Below are 18,249 nucleotides of genomic sequence, written 5' to 3'. Positions count from 1 at the left end.
CACCCGACTTCCATGAAAAAGAAACTATCTACCCTACCTATCCTTTTCCTGAGCGTATGGCTCGGCAGCAGTTGCCAGTTTCTGGACGAAAACCCGCAGGATTTTCTGGCACCGGCCAATTTTTACAAAACCGAAGCCGATGCCATAGCCGCCGTCAATGCGGTTTACAGCCACCTGTCGACGGGGGCGTATTACGGCGGGGGAGCCTGGCGGATGGGCGATCTGGCGTCCGACCTGCTGGATGACGGCGCGGTGTCGCGCACCGAAACGCTGGAATTGAATACGTACACGGTTGCCTCGACGAACGCCGTTCTCGCTGATTTCTGGCAGCGATTGTATGTGGCGGTCAATCAGGCCAATGCGGCCATTGGGCGTGTACCGGGAACGACGATGGATGCCACCCGGAAAGCGCGGCTGGTGGCTGAAGTGCGGTTTTTGCGGGCGTTGTTTTACTTCGATCTGGTGAAAGCGTTCGGCGATGTGCCGCTGGTTGTGGAAGAAACCACGAGCCTGAATGCGTTGTCGGTGGTTCGCCGGCCAGCCGCCGAAATTTACACCCAGATTATTCAGGATTTGCAGGAAGCCGAGAAAGGTTTGCCGGTTAGCTACGCGGCTGCCGATCAGGGCCGGGTCACGAAAGGAGCAGCCCAGTCTATACTCGCTAAAGTGTACCTGTTCAACCGGGATTTCGCGGCTGCGGCCCAAAAAGCGCAGGAAGTGGTTCAGTCCAATACGTACAGTCTGGTTCCCAACTACGCCGATCTGTGGCCAGCCGAGAAAGAAAACGGACCGGAGCATATTTTCTCGGTCCAATACAAAGCCGGGGTCGTCGGCAGCGGTTTTAACGAAACGTTTGGCGTTCGGGGCGGAAAAACACCCATTACGGGCGGTAGTGGCGCTTTTGTCAAGAAGAGTTTCATCAGCAGTTTCGAAACGGGCGACCTTCGCAAAGACGTCAGCATCAAGGATTCCTACACGTTTTCGGACGGCAGCAAAGCCACGTTTCAGCCCCACGTCTGGAAATACTTCAATCCCAACGGCACCACACCCAGCAATACGGACACCAACTGGCCCGTCATCCGGTATGCCGACCTGCTGCTGATTCTGGCCGAAGCCCGGAACGAAGTGGCTGGCCCCACACCTGATGCCTATGCGCCGATCAATCAGGTTCGCAGCCGCTCCAAACTCAAAGCCCTGCCCACCGGACTGACCAAAGAGCAGTTTCGGGATGCGGTTTTGCAGGAACGCGGCTGGGAATTGTGCTTCGAAGGCCACCGCCGATACGACCTGATTCGAATGAATAAACTTCGGGAAGCGATGCAAAAAGTAGCGATTACGACCACCGTACCCAAGCACAATCTGTACCCGATTCCGCAACGCGAACTAGACACCAACCGGGAGCTTCAACAAAATACCGGTTATTAACCCCCTGACAATCAACCCATGCAACGCCGAGATTTTTTAACCACCGCCTTAGTAGGAGCCGCCGTCTCCCAGTCGGCCACGGCCTACTCCACCATTCGCCCCGATGCCAACACCCTGGCTGAAGCCGCCCGCGACGTGCCGGTGGTCGGCGACTACGACGTCATTGTCTGCGGTTCCGGCCCCGCCGGGGTCGCAGCCGCCATCGAAGCCGGGCGTAGCGGGGCCAAAACGCTCCTGCTTGAAGTCCACGGTTGTCTGGGGGGCGTCTGGACGTCGGGCTGCCTGACGTGGATTCTCGACAACACCAACAAAGCCGGTTTGGTCCAGGAAATCAAAACCGAACTGCAAAAACGCGGAGACAGCGCGACCGTTCCGACGGGTGGTACGTTTTCTTTCGACGCCGAAGGCATGAAACTGTTGCTGGAAGAATATTGCCTGAAAGCGAACGTCACCGTGCGGTTGTTCACGCGGGTGGTGGCGACGGCCCAGAAAGCCGGACGACTCACACACGTGGTCACCGAATCGAAATCGGGGCGGGAAGCCTGGTCGGGAAAAATATTCATCGACTGCTCGGGCGACGGCGATCTGGCGGCTCAGGCCGGTTGCGGTTTCGACTACGGCGACAGTTCCGGGCAGGGCCAGCCGATGAGCTTACTCTGTCTGATAACCGGCGTCAACTACGCGGACATCAAAGAATATGTTCGCGACGCAGCCGACAGCAAAGGTGGTTCGCCTTCCAAAAAACGACTGGAAGAAGCCATCCGTCGCGGGGGTCATTCGCCCTCGTATACGCACCCCAGCATCCACCCCATCCGCGAGGATTTGCACATGCTGATGGCTAATCACGAATACGGTTTTAAAGGCACCGACGCCAATCAGGTTTCGCAGGCTACGTTGAAAGGCCGGGCCGAAGTACACAAAATCATCGGGAGTCTGCAGTCGCTCAAGGGCGTCTGGAGCAACCTGCGGCTGGTGGCCACGGGCGAGCAGATTGGCGTTCGGGAAAGCCGCCGGATTCACGGGCTGTACACGGTTTCCCGCCAGGATCTGATGACCGGAATCCGCCACCCGGATGCGGTTTGCCGCGTTACGTTTGGCGTGGATGTCCACTCCGTCAAAAAAGACGACGAAGCGACCACCAATTACAAGCGGGGAACGCCCAGCAAACCGTATGACATCCCGGTTCGGGCGCTGATTGCCAAAGATGTACAGGGATTGATGATGGCCGGACGGTGCATCAGTGGTGATTTTATCGCCCACTCCAGCTACCGCGTTACCGGCAATGCGGCCATTATGGGGCAAGCCGCCGGTCGCGTGGCCGCGCTGGCCGTTCAGTCCAACCGGCTACCGCAGGACGTCAAATGGGCGGATGTGAAGTGGAGCGTGGAGTAGAAAATAATAAAATAATTATAAATGTAAAATGGTAAATATCAAATGTAAAAGTCGCTCAGTGCCAGCACTTTTACATTTGATATTTACCATTTTACATTTATAATTAAAACCCTTAAGCCTGTCTGTCGGATCACCAATTACGCGTATGTATTCAGCATCACCGGCATCACCAGCATCAGAATATCTTCGTCTTCTTCCTTGTCGGCCGGAATGATCAGACCGGCGCGGTTGGGGGCCGACATCTCGAACGAGAGCATTTTGGCGCTCAGGTTATTGAGCATTTCGGTCAGGAATTTGGCGTTGAAGCCGATTTCCAGCGGATCGCCGTCGTAGTCGCAGAGCAGCTTTTCGTTGGCTTCGTTGCTGTAATCCAGATCTTCGGCGGAGATCGTGAGGGAGTTGGTTTTGAGCGAAAGTCGAATCTGGTGCGTCGTGCGGTTGGCGTAAATCATGATCCGTTTCAGCGAATTCAGAATGTCCGTCCGGCCAATGGTCATGATGTTCGGGTTGTTGGTCGGAATGGCGTTTTCGAAGTCCGGAAACCGCTCGTCGATCAACCGGCAGATCATCTGCGTCGATCCGGCGGGCGATCCGGCAAAAGTAAACGACGCGTTCGACTGGCTGAACTCGGCTTTCACCGGCGCGGCTTCGGGCAAAGAGGCCTTCAACAGCGTCAGGGCTTTGCGCGGAATGATCATCGACGAATCGCTGGGCGAACTGATGTCCGTCCGGCGGTAGCGAATCAGCCGGTGTCCGTCGGTAGCCACAAACGTCGCGCTCTCAGCGGTCAGTTGCAGATACACCCCCGTCATGGCCGGGCGCAGGTCGTCGGTGCTGGTGGCAAAAACCGTATTGTTGATGGCGCTTAACAACGCATCCGATGACAGTTCGACCGTCAGGCTGCGGTTGACCGTCGGAATTTTCGGAAAGTCGATCGGATTTTCGCCCGAGAGTTTATAGCGACCGTTATCCGTCAGAATTTCGGTTCCGAACGTCTCCGTATTGACGTTGAACGTGATCGGTTGTTCGGGCAAACCGCGCAATGTATCAAGCAGCAGTTTGGCCGGAATGGCAATGGCTCCCTTCTCCGACGACTCCACGGCAATGTTGGTGATCATGGTCGTTTGCAGATCAGAAGCCGTGACCGTCAGGATGTCATCTTCCAGTTTGAACAGAAAGTTTTCCAGAATCGGCACAATCGGATTCGTTGCCACCACACCGTTGATGGCCGAAAGTTGCTTGAGTAATACGGAGGAGGAAACGATGAATTTCATATGCAATTTTGTTTGGGGCCGTTAGTCCAATGAGAACAAAAGTAGGAAAAATAGTCGAATTTTCAGGAGTTGTTACACAGAGTTTATCAGAGAAAATCAGAGTTTATCAGAGAGTTTTTTGATTACCCCTGATTTTCTCTGATAAACTCTGTGTAATAGCTTTTCCCTGCCTATGCGTACTTCCTCCGGCGAGCAAATTGCCAGATGACGCCCACGAAAGCGACCAAAACCACCGGCCCGAGGAGGTTCAAAAGCTGCCACGGTAAACGGTCTTCCTTCATCCGGATTCGGTCCAACGGCCGCAATGTCACCTGTTTGGTGCGGGCCGCAATGATACCATTGTCGTCCAGCAGATAATTGACCGCATTGACCACAAAATCCTTGTTGGCGAAGGTGTTCTTCGAGAACCGTTCGTAACCGAGCGGATAGGGCGCGTTGGTGCGGTAATTGATGTCGTTGATGAGCAGATCGCCGTCGGAACAAACCACGATTTTGGTGGATTCTCCCTGCGCTTTGAAAGCCGCAGCGCGCGGATCGCCGGGCAGAATGCGGTTGGCATACAGCGACTGAAAACGACCTTCCAGCAAACAGGCAATCATCTGAACGCCGTTGTTGTAGGTGCGCGGATCGGGTTGCTGACGGGCTTCGTTGTAGCTCACCAATGCCGGGGCTTTCAGAATTTTGGTGTATTGCGAGGTCATCAGCAAGGGCGTTTTTGCAATGCCCACAGCCTGCACCGTATCGAGTGTGCTGGTAAACCGGGTGTAAACCGCATCCAGATTGCGGACAATCGGACTCTTACCGAAGGTGTTGATTAATGGAAAAAACCGCCACGGCAACATCTGAACATTGGGTTTGTCGCCCATATCGCCGACGTTCAGCGGAATCATGGCGCAACTTAAGTCTTTGATAATGTCGTTGTTGACCCGGATTCCCCAGCGAAAAAACAGATCGTTCAGGTTCAGGTCGAGTGGCTGGGCGAAGGTTCCCTCCCGCCCTACGCTGTCGATTTTCAGGCCATCGACAAAAAACAGGGCCTTGCCGCCGTTGACCACAAACTGGTCAATTTTGTATTTATCGGCTTCCGAAAAGGCGCGGTCGGGTTTGGGAACAATCAGTCCATCGAGCCCCACCAGATCGCGGGATTCCTGCAAATTGATCAGCTTGATGTCGTAAAACGCATTGAGTGTCGCCAGCAGATCGGAAAGCCGGAGCGGTTCGACATTGGTGTACGAAACCGCCACCCCCAGCACTTTTTTCTCCTTGATGGTCAGCCGACGAATGGCCGATGCCAGCTCATATTCCACGTTTTCAATCGACTGGTTCAACTGCTCTTCCGACGAATTGGAGCGGTTTCCGCGCAGCAGCAAAACCGGCTGTTCGCGACCCTGATAGGAGACAATCGCCCACGGAAAAATCAGTTGTTCGGTGCGCTGATTGCCTTCGGCCGTAAAATTCAGGCTGGTGGGAGCCAGTCCTTTCTGGATCAGTTGCGTCTGTTGCTCGGCGCGCTGTTTGGCGTCCGGATTGGCGGTGGGATCGATAAACCGGAACGTCAGGGTTTTGCCGGATCGTGCCTGAAACTCGTTCAGTGTTTCCAGAATGCTGGTTTCCAGCCGTTTGAAACCAGGCGGCAGCTTGCCCGTCAGGTAGACGTTGACGTGGATGTCGTCATCGAGGTTGGCCAGCAGGTTTTCGGTGGCTTCCGACAGCGTGTAGCGACCGTCCTGGGTCAGATCGACCCGAAAAAACAAAAACGACGACAGCAAGTTGACAAGTACCAGGACGGCCAGAACAACACCGAATCGAAAAAGGAATGACTTCATACCTGCGTAAAACGCTGAAAGCAGTTAAGTTGTGCGAAAGTAGAAGAAAAAATGACGGGCCGCACGCTGCATGATCCGCTAAATTTTCAAAACCGGCGTAGGGGTAACATCAATGATAGCGGTCTTAGGGTCGTAAACAACAAACTACTGAATCATGATCACAAAGAGCCTCCACACCGTCTTTTTTCTGTTTTTGCTGGAATTGACCAGCACATTCATCCCGGTTTTGGCCGGTGTCCGCGAGTTTCCAGTGCCGCCGTCTGCCCCCAACCGGCTGTTTTACATTCAGCGGAGCAATAACACCAACACCGTTATTTATGAAGCGAATCTAACAGCCGGTCGGCGGCTGGATGCGAACGATCCGGTCAGCGTGTACTGGATTCGCTACGCCGAGCAGGGTCAACGCGAATCGTTGTCGATGATTCAATGGAAACTGGCGTACGGCTACAAACACAAGACGGCGAACGACAACAGTTTTGAAATTTACCTGAATGCCTTCAAAAAACGCACCATCTGGGTGGATATGCAACAGGGAAAACCGATGGCCCTGACCACCATTAACGGGCGAAAAGCGTGTCTGCAAAAAGTCTTCGTGCAACTCGAAACCGGTTCCGGTTTGATGCCAAAGGTGTTATACGTCGAACTGTTTGGCATCGACCCGGTGGCCGGAAATCCGGTTTATGAACGGATGATGGTCTAAAAACCGATTTACCTAGCCAGACACGGTTTCTTCAAGTACTCCTGGACACCGGTTCTTTGTAAGAAAAGCTATCCGCAAACGCCCGCAGGGATAGGTCATCGTCGATAGCCGGTTGCTTTGCCAATGTCAGCGCGGCAACATGGGGAAAAGGCGTTTGATTTCTTCAGGACCGGGCTGTCTTCCGTACTCGCAAATTTCGAAAACTTCAACCGATTTGACCTTCGCGGACTTTTCCGGGCCATACCATTTTTCGACGGAAACCTTAATTTCCGGCGTCAGGGAAGAACGCTTTTCCATGGCAGCCAGCAACCATTTTTTTCGCTCCACGGGGTCTTTGGGAACGTTGGCCAGATCCTGTCGGGTCCAGGGCAGCCACTCATAGAATTGAGAGGTGTGTGCATCGAGACCGTCTACTTTCATAGCCAATGTTTCGGTAATATCGATGGCAATGTCGGGCCGGAACGGATTGGGGCGCTGAAAACCGTCGCGAAAATAAAGAAAAACCGGATTTTTGGTCAGCGGGGGCACACTGCTCAGCACGTTGGGCACGATGACCAGATAAGCCGCATCCTGCACGATAACGCCCGTATTTCGGTGATCCGGGTGATAATCATTGGTTCGTGGCGCAATCACCAGATCCGCTTTCCATTCCCGGATTTTGCGAATGACTGCCAGCCGGTTTTCCAGGGTGGGCATCAGTTCCCCGTCGTGATTGTCGAGCACGTCGTAGGTGATGCCCAGCCGTTTGGCCACTTCCTGGGTTTCCCGGTACCTTCTTTGGGCCAGTTCGCCCCCACCCATGTCCTGATGCCCGGCGTCACCATTGGTCATCGACACAAATTTCACCTTGTGACCCATGGCGGAATAAATGGAGGCAATTCCACCCGCTCCCAGATCGCAATCGTCCGGATGGGCGCCAATAACGATGATGCGCAAAGGCGAGTTTGGCACTTGGGCAAACGTACAGACCGCACTCAGGCAGAGGGCTAGCAGCAGGGCAAATCGCATCTTCAGGGTCATCCGGTTTTGCATGGTATCAACAGGTTAAACGATTGGGCTCAAGACTTTCGCTAAAATAGGGGAAAGCGAAGAAAGATCAATCAGTAGAAGTAGACATCCTGTTTGCTTACCAGACAAACCCTGTTGAGCAAAACGGAGTCAGTATGAAAACAAGGATCGTTGCCCTGGTGTGTTGGGCAGCACTAAGCGCACCCCTTTTGGCGCAAAACGCGGTGAAAGCCTCTTTCCCGGACGGCAGTCCGATTAGTAGCTGGTTTACGACAAACCGGAAAGTAAACCCGGTCCAACTCGGAAAGCGGTATGTGATTACGGATTTTGGCGTAAAAGCAGACAGTTCCCTCGTGCAAACCGATGCGATTCAGCAGGTCATCGATGCCGCAGCCCGGAAAGGCGGGGGCGTAGTTGTGATCCCGAAAGGGACGTTTATGAGCGGGGCTTTATTTTTCAAACCCAAAACCCATTTGTACCTGGCAGAAGGGGCCACGCTGAAAGGCTCCGACAACATCGCCGACTACCCGAAACTGCCATCGCGGATGGAGGGGCTGAGTCTGGATTACTTTGCTGCGCTGGTAAATGCCTATCAAGTCGACGGTTTTACGATTTCGGGAAAAGGAACGATTGATGGCAACGGGCTGCGTTTCTGGGAGGCCTTCTGGGCCCGGCGGAAAGAAAATCCGAACTGCACGAATCTGGAGGTTTCCCGGCCCCGGCTGGTATTCATCTGGAAATGCAACGACGTGCAGGTGCAGGACGTAAACCTGCACAATGCGGGTTTCTGGACCAGCCACTATTACCAGTGCCGGAACGTGAAAGTGCTGAATGTACACATTTATTCGCCCTACCAACCCGTGAAAGCCCCCAGTACGGATGCCATCGACCTTGATGTCTGTACCAACGTATTGATTAAAGGCTGTTATCTGTCGGTCAATGATGACGCGATTGCTCTCAAAGGCGGCAAGGGCCCCTGGGCCGACCGGGTCCCCAGCAACGGAGCCAACACCAATATCATCATCGAAGATTGTGAATTTGGCTTTTGCCATTCGGCGCTGACCTGCGGCAGTGAAGCGATTCACAACCGAAACATCATTCTGCGAAACTGCCACGTCAGCGAGGCCAGCCGGGTGTTGTGGCTGAAAATGCGGCCGGATACGCCCCAACTGTACGAATACATTACCGTCGAAAACATAAAAGGTCAGGCCCACAGCCTGCTGTATGCCAAACCCTGGACCCAGTTTTATGACTTACAGGGCCGCAAGGACCAGCCGCTTTCATTCGCGAATCACGTGACGCTGAAAAACATTGAACTGGTGTGTGATACGTTCTTTGACGTAGCGGTTTCAGAACGCGACAAACTCACCCATTTTACCTTTGAGAACTTTCGGGTAGAAAGTAAAAACGCGGCCATTGACAAAACCGTCGTCGAGGGGTTTGTGCTCAACAATGTGCGGGTAAATTCGAAACTAATACAGTAAAATCCCCCATTTTCAGGTGCAGGATTAAACGAATTATTGTACAATGTATAACCATTTGAAGGCCATTTTAAAATAATAAATTCAACATTTAAACCGGAACCAAAATGAAAAATACCTGGCCCAATCCCATCCATCTTTCAAAATGCTTATTACTCTTCTCATTATTAACCAGCTCTGTTGTTGAGGCTCAAACCGTCCCTGCTGCTAATTCAGCCAACAGACCAGGAAGTGGAGTGGGGCGGTTATTTCCCGCAACCGTAAAGGATGACAGCCTGGGATTTGTCTCTATTTTTGATGGAAAAACATTGAATGGGTGGGATGGCGATGCCACCTTTTGGCGTGCCGAAAATGGCATTCTCATCGGCGAAACAACACCCGAAAAAGTCGTCAAGGTCAATAATTTTCTCATCTGGCGCGGAGGGAAAGTGAAAGATTTTGAAATCAAATTTGATTTCAAAATAAACGGAACCAACAGTGGGATGCAGTATCGCAGTACCGAATTGCCGGAAGTTGGAAAATGGATTCTGAAAGGCTATCAGGCCGATCTGGATTTTACTAATTTATTTACCGGAAATGTTCATGAAGAACGAGGAAGAACCGGGCATGTGGTCTTAGCCAGACGCGGGGAAGTAACGCGGGTGGTCGACGGACCCGCCTTTAAGTCCGTGGCAAAAATTGCAGACCCGGTTCTGTTGCGGGGGGTAGTCAATACGAATGGTTGGAACGCCTACCATATTATTGCCCGTGGCCCCATCATGATCCATATCATTAACAATCAGGTTATGAGTATATCGATCGATGAAGATTCTAAAAACTTTGTTCCGGAGGGATTATTAGGCTTTCAGATGCACGCAGGACCACCCTTTATCGTCCAATACAAAAATATTTTCTACAAGAAAATAGAGTCAAAATAGAAGCGGGTTCAGTGAACCTGGGCGAAATTTGACCAACGGCGACTTACTATTCTTCTTACTTCATACGAATGCAACCAACACCCCAACCCGACCTCGCTCCCATTACCCGACACCTGCGCGCCATGTTTGGCTCCCGGCTGCTGATTGCCGCCGTTCACCATCTGGCGGTTTTTGAAGAACTCAGCAACGGGCCGCTGTCAATTGCCGAACTCAGTCAGCGGATTGGGCTGAAAAACCGCCCGGCCAGCGTCCTCTTCCCCGCGCTTTGTGCGATGGAGATGCTGGAAGTCAACGAAACCGGTGCGCTTCAAATCACGGCATTAGGGCGGTTTCTTACCCAAAACCAGACCCCCAATCTGATCGGATACGTTGGTTTGGAAAAGAACGATCCGGGGGCCGTGGAAATGGCGATTCGGCTCCGGAACGATGGGCCGCTGGATACGTCAGGCGGTATTTCGTATGTCAAGGAAGGCGACAATCCATCGCCAATGGACGATGCCGACCTTTCCCGGATGTTTACGCTCGGACTGGCTGGCAGGGCGCAGAAACTGTCGCCAATCGTAGCCGGAAAACTTTCGAAAAGCGAGGGGCATTTACTGGATGTGGCGGGTGGCACCGGTTTTTACACCTACGAATGGTTGTTGCTCAACCCATCGGCCACGGCTACGATTCTGGATCGTCCGGCGGTTTTGGACGTGGCCGCCGAACTACTCGATGCGTTTGCCCAAAGCGGACGTCCTGGCGCCGAAACCGTTAAAAACCGGGTGACGTTCCAACCCGGCGACATGCTGACCGACGACATCCCGCAGACGGATATTTTACTGGCTGCCAGCCTGTTTCACGACTGGCCGACGGAAACCTGTCAGCGATTGGCCGACCGGTTTGCTGCCGCCATTCGCCCGGGCGGGGAATTGTGGGTACACGATGCGTTTCTGAACGACGCGCTGGATGGCCCGCTGGCCGTTACCGACTATTCCGCCCAATTGTTCTGGGGCACCAAAGGCCGCTGCTACAGCCGCCGGGAATACCGCGACTGGCTTCGCAAAGCCGGACTGGAACCCATTGACGAGAACCTTCCAACGCAGATGGATTACGGGCTGATTTGGGCGCGGAAACGATAAGAAGTTACTTCACCTGTCCGGCTTTTTTCAGGAGGTCGACCACTTTCTCAACCGGCAGTTGTTCAACCTGATAACCGTTGCTGGTGGTCATCGACCGGGCGGCAAACAGGGAGTTGATGATCGCTTCTTCGGTGGCTTCGATGGCGGCCATAAAGCAGGGCGAAGTCTCGTCATTGCGAAGGAGTTTCATTTCGTCGAAGGTGCTTTTCGAGGCATTGGGAATGCGGTTGGCGGTCGAGACGGCGATGACGTAATCACCACTGCCGTTGGAAGCAATGCCACCTGTGCGGGCCATGCCCATGAACGCCCGCTTGGCGAGTCGTTTCAGATTCCGGGCGTCCAGTGGCGCGTCGGTCAGCACCACCATCATGCACGAACCGTCGAGTTTTTCCTTGAACGAAAATTTGCCCAGTTCCACGCCGACGGGTACGCCCGCAATTTGCAAAACACCCCCAAAGTTGGTTTGCACCAAAACCCCAACCGTATAGCCGCCGAGCGAAACCGGCAGTTTGCGCGAAGCCGTGCCAATACCGCCTTTGAAACCGAAGCAAACCGTACCGGTTCCGGCACCAACATTGCCTTCGTCCACCGCACCGGTTTTGGCCTGTTTGATGGCATCCAAAACGTGCTGTTTTGTAACGGGGCGGCTGCGGATGTCGTTCAGACCACCGTCGTTGGTTTCGCCGACCACCGGATTCAGCGAGCGCACCTGTTCATTACCGGGTTGTGCTAAGGTGTAATCGATCACGGCATCGGCCGCCGTCGGAACGCCGAGGGTGTTGGTCAGCACAATGGGCGTTTCGAGTGTGCCGAGTTCCTCGACCTGCGTGTAGCCCGCCAGTTTGCCAAAACCGTTGCCGATGTAGATAGCCGCCGGGCATTTTTCCTGAAACAGATTGCCGCCGTGGGGCAGAATGGCCGTCACGCCCGTCCGCACCCGCTGACCTTCCTGCAAGGTCACCTGCCCGACCCGCACGCCCGGCACATCGGTGATGGCATTGAGGGGACCGGTGGGCATGACGCCGAAGCGAATGCCGTAGTCGCGGGGGCGTTTGGTCGATTGAGCGTGCATGGTGTACCAGCCGGTGAAGAGCAGGGCCGTCAGGAATACGCGGAAGGCGGTTTTCATACCGGAAAATAGGCAGAGAAGCGGTCTTTTCCAACAGCACGGCAATGCGCCGGTTTGGCTAGCTCGGCTGGCTCGACGGAATTTTCTTCTTCCGCCGTCGCAATCGCAGCATTTTATTGATGTCTTCCTCCGAGGTTTGGTCACCCAGCAGAATGCCCCAGGGCTCCATGCCTTCGACCCGGTCGAAAATCACTTTCAGAATGGCGATGATCGGAATTGACAAGAACATCCCGGAAACACCCGACAGCGCCCCGCCGACCAGTACACCCACGATGGAAACCAGCGCGTTGATCCGCACTTTGGAACCGATGATGACCGGCACCAGGAAGTTGTTGTCGATGAATTGTACCACCAGAAATACCGCTACGACCCCCAGCAGCATCGACGGTTCGGGATGGTTGACAAACGTAACTGCCACTGCCAGACCCGTAGCCACCAATCCGCCGATGTAGGGAATCAAATTCAGAATGGCGGCAATTACGCCCATCAGAACCGCGTATTGAACACCCAGAACCAGCAATCCGACGGAATTCAGCACGGCCACACAGACGGTTTCGGTTACCAGCCCCACCACGTAACTCTGAATGACACTCCGGATTTCCCCCAATACTTCACGAACGCGCTCCGTATGCTGGCTGGTGAACAGCCGGATGATGAACTGAATCAGCATGGCCCGGTAATACAGCAACAAAAAGATATAAATCGGCAGAATCAGCAATGTCCCCAGCGGCCCGGTGATGACGCCGAGGGTTCCGGAGCCCTGCAGCGTGTCCATCGTTTGATCCTGGGCTTTTTTGAGGTATTGATCCTGTTTGCTGTAGCTCACATTGTATTCCTGCCGAATCCAGCGCCGGGCGTCATTGTAGAAGTCGTTGAGGTTTTTTTGCAACTTTGGCCAGTCGTCGGCAAAGTGGGCGATCTGCATCGAAATCAGCATGGTCAGTCCCACGATCGCTCCAATGGCCAGAAACAATGCCAGACTAATGGCCACTACTCTCGGTAAACCGCGCCGAACGAGCCAGGCTTCGACGGGGCGCAGCAAAACCGCCAGCAAACCAGCCATGGCAAACGGCACAATGATGTCCTGACCAAGGTAAAACGCGGTCATAATCAGACCCAAAGCCAGAAGCGTGTGCGAAAGCCGGTGGTAAAACGGCGGGGGGGTAACCGAAGACATGGGCAGTAACGTTTACGTAATGTGTGTATCTCCCCGGTCACCTCATTCCTTTCTGCACGTTTCGGACTGGTTGAATCACCTTTTAACGGGATTGGTATGGAAATTGTTACACATTGCCGACAGGAAAAGCAAAAGACAGTCTGGTTTTCGCAAGATATTTGAAGATCGCAAATTGGCAGCAATCTCCACACTTTGTCTGACAAACCAATTCAAAAATAGTAAATTTCTAGTCGCAAAGGTAAGCCTGTCATTAGAATCCGATTAGAGACAAACTCGCTATTATCATAATAATAAGTGATTGATCGGTAAAAAATATTCGTAAAATCATATCAATACAAGGATATTTACACCTTCTATTAGTTGTATTTATTTAATAAATCTTCTACTTTTGTAACTGTGTTTAAGTGATCGGGTACTTTCTCGAAAACGCCACACCATTCGGTTTTCCAACCGTCTCTTTTACCCCACCGTAACACTTTTTGAAGCGTCTTTTTGATCCGTGTTATACCTAATCGCCCCTTTAAGTTTACGTGTGTATGTCGTTACCGTTGACCCAGCAGCAAGCTGAATCCTCTGATTTTCTGAAAACATTTCCACAGTTCGACTGCCTTTCCGACGCGCTTTATCGCCGGCAGTGCATCGACAAACGCACCGGCGAACTCCACAGCATTCTGCGCCTGGACAAACGGCGGTTCTGCGTGGTGCCTCCCCAATGGGTCCGGCAACTGGAAAAAGCCGGGTATCCCGTCGCGGTTCGCTAAAGACAAACGGGAATATCGCCTTTCGGAGTTGGTTACACGGGCAATACCGCCTACCTTGCCACTATGAAAAGGCAGATCCGGGAAGTCCGGTATTTTCTATTCGGTCAGCATTTTTCGGATGGCCTGCGCATCACGTTAGCCATCCTGATTCCTTCCGTGGTGCTTTACCGGTTTGGGCAATTCGAAACCGGTCTTATTATTTCGCTGGGGGCCTTCTGGGTTAGCATTACGGATGCGCCCGGCCCGGTCGTCCACCGGCGGAATGGCATGTTATACGGTCTGCTGGTGGTGGTGCTGGTTTCGCTCATCACCGGTTTTGCCCGCATGAACGTCTGGCTTCTGGGCGTCGAAATCCTGCTCTTCAGTTTCTTCTTCTCGATGTTTGCCCTCTACGGCAACCGGGCCACCGCCGTCGGCACAGCCGGTTTACTGGCGATGATTCTGACCATGGACCGGGAACTCGAACCGGCGGCTGTCTGGCAGTATGGCGCACTCGTTTGCGCGGGAGGGCTCTGGTATACAGCCATCAGCCTGACGTTTTCCCAACTCCGCCCCTACCGGGCCGCTCAGCAGGCTCTGGGCGAATGCATCCACGAAATTTCGAAATTCCTGATGATCAAGGCCGACTTTTACAGCATTCGGACGGATTTACAGGAAGATTACCGCAAACTGATGGCGCAACAGGCCATTGTCAGCGAAAAACAGGATGCCGTCCGGGAAATCCTGTTCAAAACCCGCGTGATCGTAAAAGAAACGACCTGGACAGGCCGCCTGCTGGTGCTGACGTTCAGCGACATTCTGGATCTGTACGAGCAGATTACGGCGATGTATTACGATTATCCGTCCATTCGGGAACGGTTCGGCAAAACCGGAATTCTGGACGACATTGCGCGGCTTATCCGCCAACTGGCCATCGAAATGGACTACATCGGTCTGGCCATCCAGTCGAACCGCCCCTACAAGAGCCGGAAGGATCTGATGCGGCACCTGGAACGACTCAAAACGAAGATCGATGACATTGGCAAACAGGACACCGAAGGCAGCAACCTGGTGTTGAAAAAAATCCTGATCACCCTCCGCAACCTGAACCAGCGGCTGAACGACATTCATACGTATTCGCCGACGGTTTTGAGCGAAAAACCGCAAAAGAATAGAACCGCCGAATATTCCCGCTTTGTTTCACATCAGGAAATCGATCCGAAACTGGCGGTCAACAGCCTGACGCTCAGCTCTTCAATTTTCCGGCATTCGCTCCGGGTCACGATTGCCTGTCTGGTCGGCTTTGTGGCTGCTAAACTGATTGCGTATGGCAACCACGGCTACTGGATTCTGTTGACTACTTCACTGATTCTAAAACCGGCGTTCAGTCTGACCAAACAGCGCAATTACGAACGGATCATCGGCACGGTCATCGGCGGATTGATCGGCGTGGGGCTGCTGCTACTGATTCCAAACACCACCGGTTTGTTCTGGGTGATGCTGTTTCTGATGATCGGTGCCTACAGTTTCCAGCGCACCAACTACATCGTGATGGTCATCCTGATGACGCCTTACATCCTCATTCTGTTCCGGTTTCTGGGTTTAGGAGGCCTCAGCGTGGCCGAAGAACGCGTGGTCGATACGCTGATTGGCTGCGTAATTGCCTTTGCGGCCAGTTACCTTTTTCCGCACTGGGAATCGCAGCAACTCAAAAATCTGCTGCGTGATGTGCTGGTAGCCAACCGCGCGTATCTGCGCAAACTGGTCGAAAGCCTGTCGGGAAAACCGCTGACGCTACTGGAATACAAACTGGTCCGCAAGGAAGTCTACGTTAGTTCGGCCAACCTGTCGGCGGCTTTTCAGCGCATGACGTCCGAGCCGCAGAGCAAGCAATGGCATAAGAACGAAATCCACCAATTTGTGGTGTTGAACCACATTCTATCCTCCAACATCGCCACCATCACCTCCGCCCGGCTGAACGCCGAGCATCCGTCGGCCTGTTCGCCCGAAATCCTGCGTCCCGTCCGGCGTTCACTGACGGTTTTGAACGAAAGTTTGAAAAAACTCGACCCTGCCCCACCCCAAGCTGCAGCAGAATCCTCCGCTCCTGAGCCGGTGTTGCCGGAAAAATCGGAAACCGTTGTCACAGAAGACCGCTCCCTGAAAGAACAACTGGAGTTTATTCAGAAAGTGAGTTACGACATCGGCAAACTCACCGACGCCTTTCTGACCTGAACATCCCGGTTTTTCACCTGTCATATAGCCCCGAATCCGTTGGTAAGAAAGTCCTTTTGCTACTTGGTATTGCACAGTACCTTTGAATCAACAGTAACAGCAAAAGAACAACAAACAGTAAACAACCAGACTAATAAAGCCATGAATACGAAACAGTTGCACCGCATTCCTTCCGAATCCATGCTGGGTGGTGTATCCGCCGGACTCGCTGATTATTTCGGGATCGATAAAGTTTTAGTCCGTATTTTCTTCGTCCTGATGGTAGTTATCCCCAACCCCGTTCCCACCGTCCTGATCTACATCGTTTTGTGGATCATTATGCCGAAAGGTGAGCGGTATTTGACGGCCCGGCCCGAACAACCGTACCAACCCAGGTAACACGGATTACAAATCACAAAAAAAGCGGACCGCTAAAGTCCGCTTTTTTTGGCTGCTTACAGACTCAATTTTCAATCAGGCTTATTGTGCTGCACCCACCGGGCGGTCATACCTGCTGTAATCGTCTTTTGACTCGGTACCCATCTTGGCGCCGTAGCCCGAAGCAACGACACCAATGAGCAGACCAAAAAACCCAAAAATGGCGGCTTTCGAAGCGGCTGAAGCGGTATCGTCGGCGATCTGCCGCGCTTTGGCTTCGGCTTCTTTTTTCGTTTGCTCGAATTTTGCAGCCGCCTGCTTGTACGTATTGATCCAGTTGTCTACAATGCGCTCGGATTCGACCCGGCTCTTGCCAGTCCGCTTCATCACCACATTCACGGCATCGTCTCTGTCAACCTGGTTGATGGTGCTTTGTCCTTCTTTAAAAAGCCGGTTAAACAATCCGCTGGCCATATCATCCGCAGCCTGTGGATTCGATGCCGCCCGCTCGGCCGTGTTTTCAGCCTGCCCGGCTGCTCTGTCGGCTTTCCGTTCCAACGCGTTCGGATTCAGGTTCGGATCGCCCGTCTGGCGAAGAATCGTGTTGACTTCGTTTTTCAGATTGCTCAAATCGAGATTGTCGGCATCAATTCCGTTTTCCTTGAGCTGATTCTGCACCATATTTCCCAGGCCCGGTGCGGCTGAAGCAGCCGCGTTCCCGGCCGATCTGACAACACCGCCAACCAACCGACCGGCGCCCCCGATCAGACTGCCGATGGTGGTCGTCAGAAAGTAAATAGTCAGTAGCGTTACCAGACACCAGGTCAATATGCCGTGAATGACACCGTCGAATAACCGGGGCGTACTGGCCAGACGCCCGGCCACCCAGCCGCCCAAAAACAAGGAGATCAAACTACTGATAATGTACCAGATCGCACTTCCGATGCCCAATCCGGCCGTTGGATTACGCTCCTCGACCGAATCGATCGTGCCAAGCCCGATTCCTAATCCAAGCAGGGTCAACAACATCTGGGTAACAATGGCCACCAGTACACCAGCGAAGACCACACTCCAGGAAATACGCTTGATAATGTTCATCCGGCTTGGCCGGTCTTCGGACAGAATTGTGTGTTCCATAAACGTGTTTAAAATAGAGATGATAGAGATTGGGTAAGACATACGCTTCCCCGCCTGTATTCCAACCTGACTGGTTTCAGTCGGGTGAAAGCAGTGGTGTTGCGTTTAAATAAACTCGTTTTAGATTTTACGTAATCAGTGAAGGAGAGAATTTGACCAGTCTTTTTTTACTAATCTTTCAGGTCTTTGCTCTTTAACGATTTCGTCCAATTTTTCGAATTCATATCTGCCTGTGGATAAAACCGTGCCATTACCCAAAAAAGGCCAATCAGCAATTGACGATCAGTTCATTAACTTAGAAAAAATGTTAACCTGGCTTTTGTTTGTAAA

The 18,249-nt window shown here is 53.0% G+C and carries 15 protein-coding genes; 9 read left to right on the top strand and 6 right to left on the bottom strand.

Annotated elements, in window-relative coordinates; translation table 11 throughout:
• Positions 1-12 precede the first annotated feature (12 nt).
• Together ACS5NO_RS08835 and ACS5NO_RS08830 are read left to right on the top strand one after the other, a co-directional pair.
• The gene (locus tag ACS5NO_RS08835) at positions 13-1,425 is read left to right on the top strand and encodes a RagB/SusD family nutrient uptake outer membrane protein (protein ID WP_439414801.1); all 1,413 of its coding nucleotides are present in this window, start codon (positions 13-15) and stop codon (positions 1,423-1,425) included.
• An 18-nt stretch (positions 1,426-1,443) separates the two neighbouring features.
• Positions 1,444-2,817 carry an FAD-dependent oxidoreductase gene (locus tag ACS5NO_RS08830; RefSeq protein WP_439414800.1) on the top strand — a complete coding sequence of 458 codons (1,374 nt, stop codon included), beginning with the start codon at positions 1,444-1,446 and terminating at the stop codon, positions 2,815-2,817.
• A gap of 137 nt (positions 2,818-2,954) precedes the next feature.
• Here the strand turns inward: ACS5NO_RS08830 and dnaN are convergent, their stop codons facing one another.
• Positions 2,955-4,091 carry a DNA polymerase III subunit beta gene (dnaN, locus tag ACS5NO_RS08825; protein ID WP_114405491.1) on the bottom strand — a complete coding sequence of 379 codons (1,137 nt, stop codon included), beginning with the start codon at positions 4,089-4,091 and terminating at the stop codon, positions 2,955-2,957.
• Between the two features lie 170 nt (positions 4,092-4,261).
• A complete protein-coding gene (gldG, locus tag ACS5NO_RS08820; protein ID WP_439414799.1) occupies positions 4,262-5,917 on the bottom strand; it encodes a gliding motility-associated ABC transporter substrate-binding protein GldG in 1,656 nt (551 codons plus the stop codon).
• 154 nt (positions 5,918-6,071) lie between these two features.
• On the opposite strand from gldG, the gene ACS5NO_RS08815 reads away from it, so the two are divergent.
• Entirely contained in the window at positions 6,072-6,617 is a 546-nt protein-coding gene (locus ACS5NO_RS08815) for a DUF4833 domain-containing protein (RefSeq protein ID WP_439414798.1), read from the top strand.
• Positions 6,618-6,743: 126 nt separating this feature from the next.
• Here the strand turns inward: ACS5NO_RS08815 and ACS5NO_RS08810 are convergent, their stop codons facing one another.
• Positions 6,744-7,649, bottom strand: coding sequence for a PIG-L deacetylase family protein (locus tag ACS5NO_RS08810; RefSeq protein ID WP_439414797.1), 906 nt, complete (start codon positions 7,647-7,649; stop codon positions 6,744-6,746).
• Positions 7,650-7,780: 131 nt separating this feature from the next.
• On the opposite strand from ACS5NO_RS08810, the gene ACS5NO_RS08805 reads away from it, so the two are divergent.
• From ACS5NO_RS08805 to ACS5NO_RS08795, 3 genes are all read left to right on the top strand, one after another.
• Entirely contained in the window at positions 7,781-9,109 is a 1,329-nt protein-coding gene (locus ACS5NO_RS08805; protein ID WP_439414796.1) for a rhamnogalacturonidase, read from the top strand.
• A gap of 104 nt (positions 9,110-9,213) precedes the next feature.
• Positions 9,214-10,023, top strand: a complete 810-nt coding sequence (locus tag ACS5NO_RS08800) for a 3-keto-disaccharide hydrolase (RefSeq protein WP_439414795.1) — start codon at positions 9,214-9,216, stop codon at positions 10,021-10,023.
• Positions 10,024-10,091: 68 nt separating this feature from the next.
• Positions 10,092-11,144, top strand: coding sequence for a methyltransferase (locus tag ACS5NO_RS08795; RefSeq protein ID WP_439414794.1), 1,053 nt, complete (start codon positions 10,092-10,094; stop codon positions 11,142-11,144).
• A 4-nt stretch (positions 11,145-11,148) separates the two neighbouring features.
• Here the strand turns inward: ACS5NO_RS08795 and ACS5NO_RS08790 are convergent, their stop codons facing one another.
• Both ACS5NO_RS08790 and ACS5NO_RS08785 read right to left on the bottom strand, forming a co-directional pair.
• Positions 11,149-12,273 (bottom strand): DmpA family aminopeptidase, encoded by a 1,125-nt coding sequence (locus ACS5NO_RS08790; RefSeq protein ID WP_439414793.1) that lies wholly within the window; start codon positions 12,271-12,273, stop codon positions 11,149-11,151.
• Between the two features lie 58 nt (positions 12,274-12,331).
• Complete coding sequence (locus ACS5NO_RS08785; protein WP_439414792.1) at positions 12,332-13,450, bottom strand: AI-2E family transporter; 1,119 nt, start codon at positions 13,448-13,450, stop codon at positions 12,332-12,334.
• A gap of 536 nt (positions 13,451-13,986) precedes the next feature.
• Here ACS5NO_RS08785 and ACS5NO_RS08780 point away from each other — a divergent pair.
• The 3 genes from ACS5NO_RS08780 to ACS5NO_RS08770 all read left to right on the top strand — a co-directional run bounded on the left by ACS5NO_RS08780 (position 13,987) and on the right by ACS5NO_RS08770 (position 16,803).
• Positions 13,987-14,211 carry a hypothetical protein gene (locus ACS5NO_RS08780; RefSeq protein ID WP_138990131.1) on the top strand — a complete coding sequence of 75 codons (225 nt, stop codon included), beginning with the start codon at positions 13,987-13,989 and terminating at the stop codon, positions 14,209-14,211.
• 63 nt (positions 14,212-14,274) lie between these two features.
• Complete coding sequence (locus ACS5NO_RS08775; RefSeq protein WP_439414791.1) at positions 14,275-16,425, top strand: FUSC family protein; 2,151 nt, start codon at positions 14,275-14,277, stop codon at positions 16,423-16,425.
• 141 nt (positions 16,426-16,566) lie between these two features.
• A complete protein-coding gene (locus ACS5NO_RS08770) occupies positions 16,567-16,803 on the top strand; it encodes a PspC domain-containing protein (protein ID WP_439414790.1) in 237 nt (78 codons plus the stop codon).
• Between the two features lie 81 nt (positions 16,804-16,884).
• On the opposite strand, the gene ACS5NO_RS08765 is transcribed toward ACS5NO_RS08770, so the two are convergent.
• Positions 16,885-17,919, bottom strand: a complete 1,035-nt coding sequence (locus ACS5NO_RS08765) for a YrzE family protein (protein ID WP_439414789.1) — start codon at positions 17,917-17,919, stop codon at positions 16,885-16,887.
• Between the last annotated feature and the right edge of the window lie 330 nt (positions 17,920-18,249).

The organism is Larkinella fluvii (assembly GCF_051857545.1).
Lineage (GTDB): Bacteria > Bacteroidota > Bacteroidia > Cytophagales > Spirosomataceae > Larkinella.
This window is presented reverse-complemented; position numbering and strand designations above follow the sequence as displayed.

Bases quoted from the DNA above. Each gene is read 5' to 3' on its own strand.
- ACS5NO_RS08835 (WP_439414801.1), top strand. From the start codon at position 13: ATGAAAAAGAAACTATCTACCCTACCTATCCTTTTCCTGAGCGTATGG.
- ACS5NO_RS08830 (WP_439414800.1), top strand. From the start codon at position 1,444: ATGCAACGCCGAGATTTTTTAACCACCGCCTTAGTAGGAGCCGCCGTC.
- dnaN (WP_114405491.1), bottom strand. From the start codon at position 4,091: ATGAAATTCATCGTTTCCTCCTCCGTATTACTCAAGCAACTTTCGGCC.
- gldG (WP_439414799.1), bottom strand. From the start codon at position 5,917: ATGAAGTCATTCCTTTTTCGATTCGGTGTTGTTCTGGCCGTCCTGGTA.
- ACS5NO_RS08815 (WP_439414798.1), top strand. From the start codon at position 6,072: ATGATCACAAAGAGCCTCCACACCGTCTTTTTTCTGTTTTTGCTGGAA.
- ACS5NO_RS08810 (WP_439414797.1), bottom strand. From the start codon at position 7,649: ATGCAAAACCGGATGACCCTGAAGATGCGATTTGCCCTGCTGCTAGCC.
- ACS5NO_RS08805 (WP_439414796.1), top strand. From the start codon at position 7,781: ATGAAAACAAGGATCGTTGCCCTGGTGTGTTGGGCAGCACTAAGCGCA.
- ACS5NO_RS08800 (WP_439414795.1), top strand. From the start codon at position 9,214: ATGAAAAATACCTGGCCCAATCCCATCCATCTTTCAAAATGCTTATTA.
- ACS5NO_RS08795 (WP_439414794.1), top strand. From the start codon at position 10,092: ATGCAACCAACACCCCAACCCGACCTCGCTCCCATTACCCGACACCTG.
- ACS5NO_RS08790 (WP_439414793.1), bottom strand. From the start codon at position 12,273: ATGAAAACCGCCTTCCGCGTATTCCTGACGGCCCTGCTCTTCACCGGC.
- ACS5NO_RS08785 (WP_439414792.1), bottom strand. From the start codon at position 13,450: ATGTCTTCGGTTACCCCCCCGCCGTTTTACCACCGGCTTTCGCACACG.
- ACS5NO_RS08780 (WP_138990131.1), top strand. From the start codon at position 13,987: ATGTCGTTACCGTTGACCCAGCAGCAAGCTGAATCCTCTGATTTTCTG.
- ACS5NO_RS08775 (WP_439414791.1), top strand. From the start codon at position 14,275: ATGAAAAGGCAGATCCGGGAAGTCCGGTATTTTCTATTCGGTCAGCAT.
- ACS5NO_RS08770 (WP_439414790.1), top strand. From the start codon at position 16,567: ATGAATACGAAACAGTTGCACCGCATTCCTTCCGAATCCATGCTGGGT.
- ACS5NO_RS08765 (WP_439414789.1), bottom strand. From the start codon at position 17,919: ATGGAACACACAATTCTGTCCGAAGACCGGCCAAGCCGGATGAACATT.